The sequence below is a fragment of the Pseudomonas sp. NPDC090208 genome (assembly GCF_044746785.1).
In the GTDB taxonomy this organism is placed as follows: Bacteria; Pseudomonadota; Gammaproteobacteria; order Pseudomonadales; family Pseudomonadaceae; genus Aquipseudomonas.
In genome coordinates, this window is record NZ_JBIVCU010000014.1 from 117,805 (window position 1) to 131,596 (window position 13,792).

Annotated in this window: 13 protein-coding genes and 1 pseudogene; 3 read left to right on the plus strand and 11 right to left on the minus strand. The window is 61.4% G+C overall.

All coding sequences use genetic code 11. From position 1 onward, the window contains the following. The first annotated feature begins 75 nt into the window (after positions 1–75). On the plus strand, positions 76–228 hold the full coding sequence (locus ACIPL0_RS22230) for a hypothetical protein (protein ID WP_400599304.1): 153 nt from the start codon (positions 76–78) through the stop codon (positions 226–228). A gap of 146 nt (positions 229–374) precedes the next feature. Here ACIPL0_RS22230 and ACIPL0_RS22235 read toward each other — a convergent pair whose 3' ends face one another. The 4 genes and pseudogenes from ACIPL0_RS22235 to ACIPL0_RS22250 form a co-directional block, all read right to left on the minus strand. Further along, on the minus strand, positions 375–1,157 hold the full coding sequence (locus ACIPL0_RS22235) for a MetQ/NlpA family ABC transporter substrate-binding protein (RefSeq protein ID WP_400599303.1): 783 nt from the start codon (positions 1,155–1,157) through the stop codon (positions 375–377). A 358-nt stretch (positions 1,158–1,515) separates the two neighbouring features. Next, positions 1,516–2,337 (minus strand): annotated as a pseudogene (locus ACIPL0_RS22240) (sigma 54-interacting transcriptional regulator); the annotation flags it as partial. Between the two features lie 102 nt (positions 2,338–2,439). After that, positions 2,440–3,021 carry an alpha/beta hydrolase gene (locus ACIPL0_RS22245; RefSeq protein ID WP_400599301.1) on the minus strand — a complete coding sequence of 194 codons (582 nt, stop codon included), beginning with the start codon at positions 3,019–3,021 and terminating at the stop codon, positions 2,440–2,442. 405 nt (positions 3,022–3,426) lie between these two features. Further along, a complete protein-coding gene (locus tag ACIPL0_RS22250) occupies positions 3,427–4,494 on the minus strand; it encodes a fatty acid desaturase (RefSeq protein ID WP_400599299.1) in 1,068 nt (355 codons plus the stop codon). Between the two features lie 112 nt (positions 4,495–4,606). Between ACIPL0_RS22250 and ACIPL0_RS22255 the strand changes: the two genes are divergently transcribed. Continuing rightward, a complete protein-coding gene (locus ACIPL0_RS22255) occupies positions 4,607–5,614 on the plus strand; it encodes an AraC family transcriptional regulator (RefSeq protein ID WP_400599298.1) in 1,008 nt (335 codons plus the stop codon). Here the strand turns inward: ACIPL0_RS22255 and ACIPL0_RS22260 are convergent, their stop codons facing one another. Beyond that, entirely contained in the window at positions 5,615–6,325 is a 711-nt protein-coding gene (locus ACIPL0_RS22260; protein WP_400599296.1) for a Crp/Fnr family transcriptional regulator, read from the minus strand. It lies immediately after the preceding gene. A 105-nt stretch (positions 6,326–6,430) separates the two neighbouring features. Here ACIPL0_RS22260 and ACIPL0_RS22265 point away from each other — a divergent pair, with 105 nt between their 5' ends. Beyond that, positions 6,431–6,967 (plus strand): DUF962 domain-containing protein, encoded by a 537-nt coding sequence (locus tag ACIPL0_RS22265; RefSeq protein WP_400599295.1) that lies wholly within the window; start codon positions 6,431–6,433, stop codon positions 6,965–6,967. Positions 6,968–7,238: 271 nt separating this feature from the next. On the opposite strand, the gene ACIPL0_RS22270 is transcribed toward ACIPL0_RS22265, so the two are convergent. The 6 genes from ACIPL0_RS22270 to dibA form a co-directional block, all read right to left on the minus strand. Continuing rightward, positions 7,239–8,228: a sulfate/molybdate ABC transporter ATP-binding protein gene (locus ACIPL0_RS22270; protein WP_400599294.1), complete on the minus strand. Its 990-nt coding sequence runs from the start codon at positions 8,226–8,228 to the stop codon at positions 7,239–7,241. Positions 8,229–8,231: 3 nt separating this feature from the next. Further along, positions 8,232–9,104 carry a sulfate ABC transporter permease subunit CysW gene (gene cysW / locus ACIPL0_RS22275; RefSeq protein ID WP_400599293.1) on the minus strand — a complete coding sequence of 291 codons (873 nt, stop codon included), beginning with the start codon at positions 9,102–9,104 and terminating at the stop codon, positions 8,232–8,234. An 11-nt stretch (positions 9,105–9,115) separates the two neighbouring features. Next, complete coding sequence (gene cysT / locus ACIPL0_RS22280) at positions 9,116–9,937, minus strand: sulfate ABC transporter permease subunit CysT (protein ID WP_400599292.1); 822 nt, start codon at positions 9,935–9,937, stop codon at positions 9,116–9,118. 176 nt (positions 9,938–10,113) lie between these two features. After that, positions 10,114–11,124 carry a sulfate ABC transporter substrate-binding protein gene (locus ACIPL0_RS22285; protein WP_400599291.1) on the minus strand — a complete coding sequence of 337 codons (1,011 nt, stop codon included), beginning with the start codon at positions 11,122–11,124 and terminating at the stop codon, positions 10,114–10,116. 228 nt (positions 11,125–11,352) lie between these two features. Further along, positions 11,353–11,535, minus strand: coding sequence for a sulfur starvation response protein OscA (oscA, locus tag ACIPL0_RS22290; protein WP_081565193.1), 183 nt, complete (start codon positions 11,533–11,535; stop codon positions 11,353–11,355). A 283-nt stretch (positions 11,536–11,818) separates the two neighbouring features. Further along, positions 11,819–13,741 carry a phosphodiesterase DibA gene (dibA, locus tag ACIPL0_RS22295; protein ID WP_400599290.1) on the minus strand — a complete coding sequence of 641 codons (1,923 nt, stop codon included), beginning with the start codon at positions 13,739–13,741 and terminating at the stop codon, positions 11,819–11,821. Positions 13,742–13,792: the final 51 nt, after the last annotated feature.

Consider the following 13,792-nt stretch of genomic DNA (forward strand, 5'->3'; position numbering starts at 1 on the left):
GTCTATCTCGCACATTGCAGACAGGTATCGCCTGCAACCGCATCGATGTCAGGGATAACAAGAAGAGGACCGAACATGCCGGAACGCGCCATTCACGCCGATCAGTCGCACGACAAATCGCACGCCGACAACGTCAAGTTGTTGATCGCCCTGCGCCGCGCGCTGGGCACGCACGCAAAAACGCCGACGCATGTACAGCACGTCGGCGTCAGGTACGGGCAGCATTGAGCTCGCCACGGCACCGATAAACGACTGTGGGAGCGAATTCATTCGCGATTGGCCAGGCCAGGCGACACAACTACGTCGCCTGGACCACCTCTCGCGAATGAATTCGCTCCCACAATGTCAGTGACGATGCCCGGATCAGGCCTTCATCAGAACGCCGGAATCACCGCGCCGTCGTACTTCTTGTTGATGAAGTCTTTGACTTGCTGGCTGGTCAGCGCCTTCGACAGCTTCTCGATCGCGTCAGCATGGGCGTTGTCGGTACGGGTCACCAGGTAGTTCACGTATGGCGAGTCCGAGCCTTCCAGCACCAGAGCGTCCTTTTTCGGGCTCAGCTTGGCTTCCAGCGCGTAGTTGGTGTTGATCATGTCCAGATCGACCTGATCCAGCACGCGCGGCAATACGGCCGATTCCAGCTCGCGGAACTTGAATTTCTTCGGGTTGGTGGCGATGTCTTTCGGGGTCGCCAGCGCGTCGGTCGGGTTCTTCAGGGTAATCAGACCGGCTTTCTGCAGCAGCAGCAGAGCGCGGCCAGCGTTGCTGCCCTCGTTCGGAATGGCGATGGTGGCGCCTTCCGGCAGTTCAGCCAGCGACTTGTACTTCTTCGAGTAGCCACCAAACGGTTCGACGTGTACGCCAACGCCGGTCACCAGGTTCGCGCCCTTGCCCTTGTTGAAGCCGTCCAGGTAAGGCTTGGTCTGGAAGTAGTTGGCGTCCAGACGTTTTTCGTTCAGCTGCACGTTCGGCTGCACGTAGTCGGTGAAGACCTTGATTTCCAGGTCCACGCCTTCTTTGGCCAGCTCAGGCTTGATCAGCTCGAGGATTTCGGCGTGCGGCACCGGCGTCGCGCCGACCACCAGTTTTTCACCGGCGTTGGCTGCACCAATGGAGAAGGCAGCCGCCAGTGCGGCGAACAACAACGTCTTTTTCATGCGATGTCCTTAGATATATCCGGCCGCCTTATGGGCAACCCTGTCTTCGTTTGGGCCGCGGGTACGACCCTGAGCAGGGTGGCGGCTGGAGCGGACATTACCGAGATTTTTTATACCGAGACAATACTTTTTAATCGCGGCTATATGCTTTTTGGTTCTCAGAGGGTATCAGGCCATCACTCACTGGCATGCAAGGCGTCTACGTCGCGGTTTTCAACGAAAAAGTGCAATCCCGTAGGAGCCGGCTTGCTGGCGAACCGCGGTGTGCCAGCACACATCCATGCCAATGACACACCGCATTCGCCAGCAAGCCGGCTCCTACAAAATATGTATTGGACGCCGGCTCCTACAAAGTTCGTGCGTGAGGGAGGTTCAAATGCTCCGGCAGGATCTCGTCACCGCTGCTCACCAACAGCGCAAAGTGAATGACGTTCTCCAACTCCCGCGTGTTACCCGGCCAGTAATGGCTTTCCAGCACTTGCTGGGCTTCTGCGCTGATCAGCGGCATCGTGAAGTCCAGGCGCTGGCTGTAGATGCCGAGAAAGTACTCGGCCAACGGCAGGATATTGCCCGGTTGTTCACGCAATGGCGGCAGGTCGAGGCGACCTTCGCTGAGGTAGTGGTAGAGACGTTCATGGAATTTGCCCGCCGCCACGGCCAGGCGCAGGTCGATGCTGGTCGCCGCCACCAGGCGCACATCCACCGGGCTCGACTGCTGAGCACCAACGCGGGTGACTTCACGGTTTTCCAGGGCGCTGAGCAGTTTGATCTGGATCGCCAGCGGCAGGTCAGCGATCTCGTCCAGATACAACGTGCCACCGGTAGCCGAACCGAACCAGCCGGCGCGGCTGCTGGCCGAACCGACATGCGCCCCCGCCGCATAACCGAACAATTCGGCATCGGCATGATTGGGGCTGATCGCACCGCAGTTCACCGAAACGAACAGCCCGCCACGGTCGCTGCCCCGGTGAATGTGCCGCGCCAGCAATTCCTTGCCGGTACCGGACTCGCCCCGGATCAACACCGGCAGCTCCTGCGGAGCCAGACGCTCCATTTCTTCGCGCAGTTGCCGCGAACGCGGGTCGATGAACACCAGCGCCTTGGCGCGAATGCTCAGGGGGCTTTTTTCCGCATCGGGAAAGGTCAACGGCGGCAGGCCGGGGATTTCGGATGGGCTCATGGCAGGCTCCCGCCCGAGCGTCACTGCCGGGGCGTTAAAAAAAAGGCCGCAGCGCCTGTCGGTTCACTGCGGCGAAAAAGATCGTGGCTCGCACGTCGGGGTTCATGCGCGGCGACGGGCTGATTGTTCGATCCGGCCTTGTAGGCGGTAGAGATAGGCAAAGCCCTGCTCCCAACGCTGATGGCCGGATTTGACGTTGATATGGCCGGCACCGCTGAGAATGCCGATCTCGGCGCCCCAGTTACGGGCCATTTCCATCGCCCGCAAGGCGCTGACGGCGGCATCGTTGTCGGAACTGACCACCTGGGTCGGAAACGGCAGCAGGTGCTCGGGGATCGGCGCGAAGTTGCGGATGGCCGGCGGGCAGTTCGGTCGTTCGACGTCGGCCGGGGCCACCAGCAAGGCACCGCGCACCTGGCGCAGGGTTTCCAGCGGCGCCAGCTGCGCCCAATGGGCAACCGTGACGCAACCCAGGCTATGGGCAATCAGAATCACCGGCGTACTGTCGGCAGCGATGGTGCGCTGCAACTCGCCAACCCAGTCTTCGCGGCGCGGCTTGAGCCAGTCGGCCTGTTCCACGCGCACGCTGTTGGGCAGGCTGTTCTGCCAGTGGGTCTGCCAATGGTCATCGGCGGATCCTTGCCAGCCTGGCACGATCAAGTAGCGGATCGATTCGTGATGCATGGCTTTCGCCTCCTGCATGTTGCGTTCATGGCGCGAGTATAGGGACAGGACATATATCCGTTAAGGAATAAGAAGCTATTTATTAATAGCCAAAATCCATAAGCCGTAAAACCGGGACAGGTACCGGCAAAAAAAGAGGGCCACCCCCTGCCTTAAGGAGCGGCCCCGATAATCACGCTGTCTGCCCCCAGCGCTCGCCGGGGATGGGGTGGAGAATACGGAGGGGTTGTTACAGAAATTTTTATCTGCCGGACTATTCGCAAATCTCTGTAGGAGCTGGCTTGCCCTGCGACCGACGACGCAGTCGTCGTAAAACCGGCGCATGCGGTGTACCTGACACGGCCAATGCGGATGATTTTACGACGGGTTCCCCGCCGGTCGCGGGACAAGCCGCGCTCCTACAGGTCAGCCGCGTTCCGCCTGAATGCCGCCCACGGCCTCCACCCGCTCGAACCGATTGGCCCGCGCGAATGTGCCGAAATCATTGAAGCGCACACCCATCTCGGCCATCACCTTGTGCGCCACCGGTGCAGTCATCTGGCGGATGTAGAACGGCTCCTTGACCACGAAATGGTGAATGCCGTGGGTGCTGCCGAAGTTGAAGCAGAACGCTTGCAGCGGCCACAGCCACCAGGGATTGAGCACCTGGGTCTGCTGCAGGACGTTGCCGGACTCGACGTCGCCGTAGTAGTGCATGTTCGAACTGACGAAATGCAGGCAGAAGGTGCGCAGCACGTTGGGGCCGACCAGCACCACCACGGCGACGTCGATGACCTGCATGACCGCCTGCGTATTGGCCGACCAATCAATGCTGCTGCCGCTCAGCGCCGCCAGACCATTGGCCGCGTGAAAACCGAGAAACACGTACCACGCGCCCCAGTTGAGCAGCGCCAGTGGCGCGTAGACCCGCAGGGTGCGCTTGAGAATGCTGAATTTGTGCGCCCGGGTTTTCGCGCGCAGCATGCGGATCAGCGACGACATGACGTTGTCGCCGACCATCAACAGCCGCGCCAGACCCCACGGCTCGCCATTGGTGATGGCGCGTTCTTCCATGTCGGCCTCGGTGCCGGAGACCTTGTGGTGATTGAGGTGCAGATGGCGACGAATCCACGGGTTGATGGTGCTCGGCCGCGCCAGCCAGACCAGCGCCAGCATCAGGTTGTGCGGCACCCGCTGCTTGCGGAAATACAGGCTGTGGATCAGGTCGTGTTCCAGCTCATGGGTCAGCGAAGCGAAAAAAGCGTTCAGCAGCAGGCACACCCACCAGGCCATGTATCCATTGAGATAGAGCGCCGTGCTGCCAATCATGCCGGTCAGGGCAAAGGCCAGAATCGCCACGCCCAGCGCGTCCTGATGGCGCAGGATCGGGTAGCGCTCACGCAGGGTTTCGCCATGAGCCAGAACCACCGCGCGAATATGCGCTGATCGCTGTTGTGCATTCAGTCCGGCCGCACTTGCAGAAGAGTCGTGCATGCTTCCATTCTCCGGTTCATCATTGAAATAAACGACGGCCCACTGTGCCGCAGCCCTGCCGCACACCGCCCGACCGCGAACGCCAACCTGTTGACCGGAAGCGCCAATCTGTATGTCCGAGCCCAGCATCCTCGCCAGTTGGACCCGTGCCCTGCGCAAGCAACTCGACGCCCTGGGGCTGGACAGCCTTGCCCTGAGTCGGGAGGCGGGCCTGGACCCGCAGTTGATGGACGACCCCAACGCGCGCTACCCGGTCACCGTGACCACGCGCCTGTGGCAACTGGCGGTGCAGGCCAGCGGCGATCCGGCACTGGGTTTGCGGGTGTCACGCTTCGTCAGCCCGACCACGTTTCACGCGCTGGGTTATGCGCTGGTGGCCAGTGGTTCGTTGCGGGAAGTGTTCGAACGCATCGTGCGTTATCACCCGGTGGTCAGCGATGCGCTGGATCTGAGTTTCGTGCGCGCGGGCGATCGCTATCAGTTCCGCTTCCGCGTGCCGGAAGGCGGCCCGATGCCCGCCAACGAAGCCATGGATGCCTTTGCCGCGATCTACGTGCGCACCTGCCGCAACCGTCTGGGGCGCCAATACGCGCCGCTGGCGGTGCATCTGATGCGGCCGCAGCCGGCAGACCCGAAACCCTGGCATGACGTGTTCCGCGCGCCGCTGTTTTTCGGCGCCCGGGAGAACCTGCTGGAGTTCGCCTGCACCGATTTCGACAGCCATCTGGACGACGCCAACCCGGAGCTGGCCGAACACAACGAAACCGTGCTCAACCGTGCCCTCGAACAGCTCAGCCCGCTGACTTGGGAGCGCAAGGTGCGTGGCGCCATCGAATCGCAATTACCGGAAGGCGAGCCCTCTGCCGAACGCATCGCGCAGAACCTGCACCTGAGCCTGCGCAGCCTGCAACGGCATCTGGCCGATGAAGGCTGCAGCTACGACCTGCTGCTCAATCAGTGTCGACAGAATCTGGCCCTGCAACACATGCGCGACCCGGCCTGTTCGCTCAGCGAGATTTCCTACCTGCTGGGGTTTGCAGACACCAGCAGTTTCAGCCGCGCCTTCAAGCGCTGGACCGGAATGACGCCGAGCCAGTATCGGGATGGCCTGGGCCGCTGATTACCAGGGGAAATCCGGCGTCAACCGATGCCGGGCGGCACGGCGCAGGCGTTCGGTTTCATGCACGCTGATCAGTTCGCCGTCCCACTCGATGACATCCTGCGCCTCCAGCCGGTCCAGCTCACGCGCCACCACATCCGGCGTCAGGCCCAGGCATATCGGCGAGGCCATGTCGGCGAATTCGACGACCCGCAGCGAACGGTCGATTTCGCCGTAGCATTCGCTGAGCATCAGCAAGCGGAACGCCACGCGCTGTTCGGTGGGCAACTGGGTGATCTGCTCGGGCAACGGCATTTGCAGGCCGAGCTTGCGCCCGAACACTTCGCCCATATGGCGCCACAGGTGTTTGTGCTCGTGCAGCAGTTGCCGCAGCGGCGCGTGGGGCATGTGCAGCAGGATGATCTGGTCTTCGGCGTAGACATCGTGTCGGCGGGGACCGTCGTCATACAGCGGCAGTTCGCCAAACCAGAACGGCCGCTTTGGGGATTCGGCGAGTTCGGGGTCCTGCTGCTCGACGCCATCGATGCGGATCGAACCGGCGATCAATGCGTACATGCCACAGGACGGCTGACCACGGCCGTAGATCAGCTTGCCGGGCGTCACCCGCCGCTGCCGCATGCCGTGCAGCAGACTATCCTGCAAGAGCGCAGGGCTTTCGTTGAACCAGACATCGCTGGCCAGCAATGAGTGCCATTGGACTCCATTCGTCATGTGAATCTCCTTTTTTCAGCCGACGTTTTATAGCAGGCTGGGTCATCTGTCCGACCCGGCCGAAACGGTCAGCGGCATGATCCACGCATCCACGGAGGAATAACAATGAAAAACCTCGTCGATCACCTGAGTCAGTACGCGTCTTACCACCGCGACACCCGCAATATCGCCAGCCACTTCATCGGCGTGCCGCTGATCGTGCTGGCCGTTTCCGTGCTGCTGTCCCGTCCGGGCTGGAGCAGTTGGGCGCTGGCCGATCTGTGGCTGTCCCCGGCCCTGTTGGCGACCGTGGCCGCGACGCTGTTCTACCTGCGTCTGGACAAGCAGCTGGGTATCGCCCTGGGCATCGTGCTTGCCCTGTTTCTATGGATCGGTGCACACCTGGCACAACAGAGCACGCTGGTCTGGCTCGGCAGCGGCGTCGGGCTGTTCGTGGTGGGCTGGGCGATCCAGTTTGTCGGCCATTATTACGAAGGTCGCAAACCGGCGTTTGTCGACGACGTCACAGGCCTGATCATCGGCCCGCTGTTCGTGACGGCTGAAGCGGCATTTCTGATGGGCATGCGCAAGAAATTGCAGAACAACATCGAAGGCAAAGTCGGCCGCACGCACAAGCGGGATTTGAAGAAGGCGGCAGTTTGAAGCAAGGCCCGACTCCCCGGAAGCCCTGCCGCGGATGAATCCGCTCCCACAGAAAGGTCGCGATTCCCTGTAGGAGCTGGCTTGTCCTGCGACCGGCTGCGCAGCAGTCGTAAAATCTGTGAATTCGGTCAGTCTGATACACCGCGTTTACGGGATTTACGACGACTTCGTCGCCGGTCGCGGGACAAGCCACGCTCCTACAACGGATCGCGGTCAACCTGTGGGAGCGGATTCATCCGCGATGGCGTCCGGGCAGACGCCATCGCCAACCTCAGATGTTCGCCACTTTCTGCCAGACCTTCGGCTTGAAGAACAGCCGTTCGCCGCGCGCCAGGCCGGTCAGGCTGTCGTGGTCCTTCACCACTTCGGCTTCGATCAGCTCGCTCTGCCCTTCCACTTTCAGCGTCACCCGCGTGGTCGCGCCCAGTGGGCGGATGTCGCGGACTTCGGCGGCGTGGTGGCCTTCGATCTCATGGCGCGACAACGACACTTCGTGCGGACGGAACAGCACATGGTTGTCTTCGCCCAGATGCAGGCGGTTGGAGTCGCCGAGGAAGTGGTAGACGAAATCGCTGGCCGGGTTTTCGTAAACGTCACCCGGTGAGCCGATCTGCTCGATCACGCCCTTGTTCATCACCACGATGCGGTCGGCGACTTCCATGGCCTCTTCCTGGTCGTGGGTCACGAACACCGAAGTCAGGTTGATGTCTTCGTGCAGACGCGCCAGCCAGCGGCGCAGCTCCTTGCGCACCTTGGCGTCGAGGGCACCGAACGGTTCATCGAGCAGCAGCACCTTGGGTTCCACCGCCAGCGCACGGGCCAGCGCAATACGCTGACGCTGGCCACCGGACAGTTGCTCCGGGTAGCGATCCGACAGCCAGTCCAGTTGCACCATGTTCAACAGCTCATGGACCTTGGCGGCGATCTGGCTTTCGTTCGGGCGTTGGTTCTTCGGCTTCATGCGCAGACCGAAGGCAACGTTGTCGAACACCGTCATGTGGCGAAACAGCGCGTAGTGCTGGAACACAAAACCGACGTTGCGATCACGCACGTCGTGTTCGGAGACGTCTTCGCCGTGGAACACGATGCTGCCATGATCCGGCGTTTCCAGGCCGGCAATGATGCGCAGCAGCGTGGTCTTGCCACAGCCGGACGGGCCCAGCAAAGCCACCAGCTCGCCACTCTGGATGTCCAGATTGATGCCGTTGAGGGCCTTGAAGGCGTTGAAATTCTTGCTGACGTTACGGACTTCGATCGACATGAATTATTCCTCCGCCGCGTTCTGACGCAGACGGCTAATGCGCGCTTCGCTCCACTGCTTGAGCAGCAGGATGAACAGCGCAAGGATCAATAACAGGCTCGCCACGGCAAATGCTGCCACGTGGTTGTACTCGTTGTAGAGAATCTCGACATGCAGCGGCAGGGTGTTGGTCACGCCGCGAATGTGGCCGGACACCACCGACACCGCGCCGAACTCACCCATGGCCCGCGCGGTACACAGCACCACGCCGTAGATCAGGCCCCATTTGATGTTCGGCACGGTGACGTGCCAGAACATCTGCCAGCCGTTGGCGCCGAGCAGTCGCGCGGCCTCCTCTTCCTGCGTGCCCTGCTCCTGCATCAACGGGATCAGTTCACGGGCCACGAACGGCACGGTGACGAAGATGGTCGCCAGCACGATGCCCGGCAGGGCGAACACGATCTGGATGTCGTGATCCTGCAACCACGGGCCGAACACGCCACGGGCGCCGAACATCAGCACGTAGACCAGACCGGCGATCACCGGCGACACCGAGAACGGCAGGTCGATCAGGGTCACCAGAATGGCCTTGCCGCGGAACGAGTATTTGCTCACGCACCAGGCAGCCGCGACACCGAACACCACGTTCAACGGCACCGAAATGATCACCGCCAGCACCGTCAGCTTGAGCGCCGACAGGGCATCCGGTTCAAGGATCGCGGTGAAGAAACCGCCCAGGCCGTTTTTCAGGCCCTGGCTGACCACCACCAGCAGGGGCAACAACAGGAATACAGCAAAGACCAGCCAGCCGAGGCCGATCAGGATGCGCCGCGACAACGCGCTGCCACGACGGGCAGCGTTGGCCGAGGAAGCGGCGATAAGCGATGGACCGGACATAGTGCGCCTCCTCAGTTCGGGGTTTCGATGCGACGTTGCAGCAGGTTGATCAGCAGCAACAGGATGAACGACACCACCAGCATCATCACACCGATGGCCGTGGCGCCGGCGTAGTCATACTGGTCGAGCTTGACCATGATCAGCAGCGGCAGGATTTCCGTCTTCATCGGCATGTTGCCGGCAATGAAGATCACCGACCCGTACTCACCGACACCCCGGGCGAAAGCCAGGGCAAAACCGGTCAGCCAGGCCGGCAGCAGCGCTGGCACCAGGATGTAGCGGAACACCTGCAGCGGCCGGGCACCGAGGCAGGCCGCCGCCTCTTCGACTTCACGGGGAATGTCCGCCAGCACCGGCTGCACCGTGCGCACCACGAACGGCATGGTGACGAAGGTCAGCGCCAGGGTGATGCCCAGCGGGGTGTAAGCGATCTTGAAACCGAGGTCGGTGGCGATCTGCCCGACCAGACCGGTCGGCGTGTAGATCGCCGTCAGGGCGATACCGGCCACGGCGGTGGGCAAGGCGAATGGCAGGTCGATCATCGCGTCGATGATCTTGCGGCCCGGGAAGGTGTAGCGCACCAGCACCCAGGCCAGCAGCGTACCGATGATGCCGTTGATGATGGCGGCGTAGAACGCGGTGCCGAAGCTCAGCTTCAGCGCGGCCAGCACGCGCGGGGCGGTGACGATGTTCCAGAACTGCGCGGCGCTCAGTTGGGAAGCGTGGATGAACATCGCTGCAAGGGGTATCAGCACAATCAAGCTGAGGTACACCAAGGTGTAACCCAGCGTCAGCCCGAAGCCGGGTATGACGGGGGATATGCGTCGAGACATAAGTGTCCTTGGTTTATGCACGTTACCCGGAACGGGTCCGGGTCGGTTGTTTCGCGATTTGCATTGTGGGAGTGACCGGGATGGCGCCCCATCTTGCTCGCGATCAGCGGTATGTCAGTCGCCATCGTGGTGTCTGGCCGACCGGATCGCGAGCAAGCTCACTCCTACAAGGTGTATTACTGCGGCACGTAGATCTGGTCGAACACGCCACCGTCATCGAAGAACTTAGGTTGTGCCGATTTCCAGCCACCGAAATCCTTGTCGATGGTCACCAGGTCCAGTTTCGGAAATTGCTTCTCGTACTTGGCGGCCACTTCCTTGTCACGCGGACGATAGAAGTTTTTCGCGGCGATTTCCTGGCCTTCCTTGCTGTACAGGTGCTTCAGGTATTCGGTAGCGATTTCGGTGTTGCCCTTCTTCTCGGCGTTCTTGTCGACCACGGCCACCGGAGGCTCGGCCAGAATCGACAGCGAAGGCACGACGATGTCGAACTTGTCGGCGCCGCCGTCTTCTTTCAGCGACAGGAAGGCTTCGTTTTCCCAGGCCAGCAGCACGTCGCCCAGGTTGTTCTGCACGAAGCTGATGGTTGCACCGCGAGCGCCGGTGTCCAGCACCGGTACGTGCTTGAACAGCTCGGTGATGTAGGCCTTGGCCTTGGTTTCGTCACCGTTGTTGGCCTTCAGGCCATAGGCGTAGGCGGCGAGGAAGTTCCAGCGCGCACCACCGGAGGTTTTCGGGTTCGGCGTGATCACCGACACGTCTTTCTTGATCAGGTCGCCCCAGTCCTTGATGCCTTTCGGGTTGCCCTTGCGCACCAGGAACACGATGGTCGAGGTGTACGGCGTGCTGGCGTCCGGCAGGCGTTTCTGCCAGTCGGCCGGCAGGGATTTGCCTAGCTTGGCGATTTCGTCGATGTCACCGGCCAGCGCCAGGGTCACCACGTCGGCAGGCGAGCCGTCGATCACCGAGCGGCCCTGCTTGCCCGAACCACCGTGGGACTGGTTGATCTTCACGGTGTCGCCAGGGTGAGCTTTGGCCCAATAGCTGGCGAACTCGGCGTTGTAGTCCTGATACAGCTCACGGGTCGGATCGTACGACACGTTCAACAGCGTGTAGTCCTTGGCAACGGCGGAACCGGCAAACACGGCACTGGCGAGAGCGGCCAGCGCGTAACGACGAATGGACATGAATCAAGCTCCTGGAAATCGGTGTTGTTGGCGTTTTTCTAGTTTTATTTGTAGGCGCTGGCTTGTCCTGCGACCGGCTGCACAGCAGTCGTAAAACCTGACGACTGTGCATCCCTGACACACCGCATCTAACGGTTTTACGACGACTTCGTCGCCGCTCGCAGGGCAAGCCAGCTCCTACAGAAATTGCGGGGCAAGCCACGCTCCTACAGGGGATACCGGTGTTGTTCAGCCCTGCTGTTTGCCAGGGTTCTGCAGGCGGAATTTTTCCTTGCGCTCGATCTGCACCACCTGCGCGTTGTGCACGGTGATTTCGACTGCGCCGAACCGCAGGTCCCGCAGCGCGCTCTGAATTTCCCGCAGAATGCTTGCTTCGTCCTGGCCGTCAACGCTACGTAGAGATGCGCTCATGATGGTGCTCCTTGAAAGGGTTGCCCGCAGCGGCGTGGCGGAAGGCGGCTGCTTGTGGCGTAGGAGTCATCTTAGAGAGGCGCATTTATTCTTAAAAATACTATTTAAGAATGCAGATATAGCTAAAAGGAATTTAAAGACCTGGGGCCTGCCAGATTCCTGTAGGAGTGAGCTTGCTCGCGATCAGCGGTGTGTCAGGCGCCAATGCGGTACATGACAAAGCGAATCGCGAGCAAGCTCACTCCTACCGGTAAATCGGCGGTAATCAGAGAGAACAATTCTCTCAAACCGACACAAACACCGGCGCATGCTCCCAGTTGATCTGCGCCGCCGGCATCGGCCGGGCGAACCAGTAGCCCTGCCCCAGCTCGCACTGGTTGTTCAGCAGGAAACTCGCCTGATCGGCCTGCTCGATGCCTTCGGCCAGCACACGCATGCCCATCGCCTGAGCCAGAGCGATGATCGCGCGGACGATAGCGATGTCATCATCGTCCTCCGGCAGACCGGCCACGAAGCCCTGATCGATTTTCAGCTTTTGCACCGGCATGCGCTTGAGCCGCAGCAGCGAGGAATAGCCGGTGCCGAAATCGTCGATGGACAGCTTCAGGCCCAGTTCGCGCAGGCGGTGCAGCTGCTCGATGGCCTGTTCCGGGTCGTCCATGATCGCGCTTTCGGTGACTTCCAGTTCCAGGTACTGCGGCGCCAGACCGGTGTCGGCCAACACCCGCGCCACGCGCTGGTCGAGATCACCGCGACTGAACAGACGACTGGAGACGTTGACCGCGACAAACGCGATCTGCACGCCGTCGGCGAGCCAGCGGCCCATCTGCTGGCAGGCCTGGGTCAGTACCCAGTGGTCGATGTCGCCGATCAGCCCGCTCTGCTCGGCAATCGGGATGAATTCCCCCGGAGAAATCATGCCGTGCTGGGGATGTTCCCAACGCACCAGCGCTTCAACGCCCTCGATGCGACGGCTGCTCAGGCTGTGGATCGGCTGATAAAACACGCGCAGCTCGTTCTGCCCGATGGCCCGGCGCAACTCGGCGGTCAGCTCGACCCTCCGCTGGGCGTGGGCGGTCAACTCTTCGGTGTACAGCGCGTAGCTTTCCCGACCCTGCCGCTTGGCCTGAAACAGCGCAGCGTCGGCGTTGCGCAGCAATTGTTCGGCGCTCAAGGCGTCGTTGGGGAACACGCTGATGCCGATGCTTGCGGTGAGAAACAGCGACTGACCGTCGAGCACGAACGGCTCGCGCAGGCCATCGAGAATGCTCTGCGCCAGCTCCGCCGCCTGGCTGGCCTGCTGTGGTTTCTCCAGCAGCACGGCGAATTCGTCGCCACCCAGGCGCGACAGGGTGACGCTTTTGCCCAGCAGCTCGACCAGACGCACGCTGACCGCCTTGAGCACTTCGTCGCCGACGTTATGGCCGAGGCTGTCGTTGATGTGCTTGAAGTGGTCCAGATCGATCAGCAGCAGCGCCAGGTTCTTCTTGTTGCGCCGCGCATAGGTCTGCGCCTGTTCGGCGCGATCGTTGAACAGCAGGCGGTTGGGCAGCCCGGTCAGCGCGTCGTAATGGGCCAGATGGGCCAGCTCGCGTTCGGAATGCTTGACCGAAGTGATGTCGGAAAACACCGCCACAAAATGAGTGATTTCGCCCTGATCGTTGCGGATCGAGCGAATGCTCTGCCACTGCGGGTAGATTTCGCCGTCCTTGCGCCGATTCCAGATCTCGCCACTCCACTGCCCGGCGGAGAGGATGGTCTTGTACATGCGCTCGTAGAATTCCGGACCGTGACGCCCGGACTTGAAGGTGTTGGGGCGCAAGCCAAGCACTTCTTCCTGTTGATAGCCGGTGATCTCCATGAATGCGCGGTTGGCGTGCACGATCACGCCATCGGCGTCAGTCACCAGCACGCCTTCCAGGGTGCTGTCGAACACCGCTGCGGCCAGCCGCAGGCTCTGCATGTCTTCTGCATGCCGGGCGCGGGCCTTGCGCCCCATGAAACGCGCCAGCCGCGAGCGGGCAAGGAAGATCGCCAGCGCGCTGAGCACGAGCCAGGCATAACCGCTCATCAGTTGGGCATCGGCCAGACGCACCGGATCTTCGATCAGCCGAGGGAGCAGGCCATCGCTGAATGCCAGCCAGAAAATCGACAGCAGCCCATACAACAGTGCGGTTCGGAGCGCATCTCGGGTGATAGCTGACATAGAAAAGTAAAAAGCCTTACGAAAGCTCAGGATTATAGAGCAAGAAACATC

Bases quoted from the DNA above. Each gene is read 5' to 3' on its own strand.
- ACIPL0_RS22255 (WP_400599298.1), top strand. From the start codon at position 4,607: ATGTCCGAGCCCAGCATCCTCGCCAGTTGGACCCGTGCCCTGCGCAAG.
- ACIPL0_RS22260 (WP_400599296.1), bottom strand. From the start codon at position 6,325: ATGACGAATGGAGTCCAATGGCACTCATTGCTGGCCAGCGATGTCTGG.
- cysT (WP_400599292.1), bottom strand. From the start codon at position 9,937: ATGTCTCGACGCATATCCCCCGTCATACCCGGCTTCGGGCTGACGCTG.
- dibA (WP_400599290.1), bottom strand. From the start codon at position 13,741: ATGTCAGCTATCACCCGAGATGCGCTCCGAACCGCACTGTTGTATGGG.
- ACIPL0_RS22250 (WP_400599299.1), bottom strand. From the start codon at position 4,494: ATGCACGACTCTTCTGCAAGTGCGGCCGGACTGAATGCACAACAGCGA.
- cysW (WP_400599293.1), bottom strand. From the start codon at position 9,104: ATGTCCGGTCCATCGCTTATCGCCGCTTCCTCGGCCAACGCTGCCCGT.
- ACIPL0_RS22265 (WP_400599295.1), top strand. From the start codon at position 6,431: ATGAAAAACCTCGTCGATCACCTGAGTCAGTACGCGTCTTACCACCGC.
- ACIPL0_RS22235 (WP_400599303.1), bottom strand. From the start codon at position 1,157: ATGAAAAAGACGTTGTTGTTCGCCGCACTGGCGGCTGCCTTCTCCATT.
- oscA (WP_081565193.1), bottom strand. From the start codon at position 11,535: ATGAGCGCATCTCTACGTAGCGTTGACGGCCAGGACGAAGCAAGCATT.
- ACIPL0_RS22245 (WP_400599301.1), bottom strand. From the start codon at position 3,021: ATGCATCACGAATCGATCCGCTACTTGATCGTGCCAGGCTGGCAAGGA.
- ACIPL0_RS22230 (WP_400599304.1), top strand. From the start codon at position 76: ATGCCGGAACGCGCCATTCACGCCGATCAGTCGCACGACAAATCGCAC.
- ACIPL0_RS22270 (WP_400599294.1), bottom strand. From the start codon at position 8,228: ATGTCGATCGAAGTCCGTAACGTCAGCAAGAATTTCAACGCCTTCAAG.
- ACIPL0_RS22285 (WP_400599291.1), bottom strand. From the start codon at position 11,124: ATGTCCATTCGTCGTTACGCGCTGGCCGCTCTCGCCAGTGCCGTGTTT.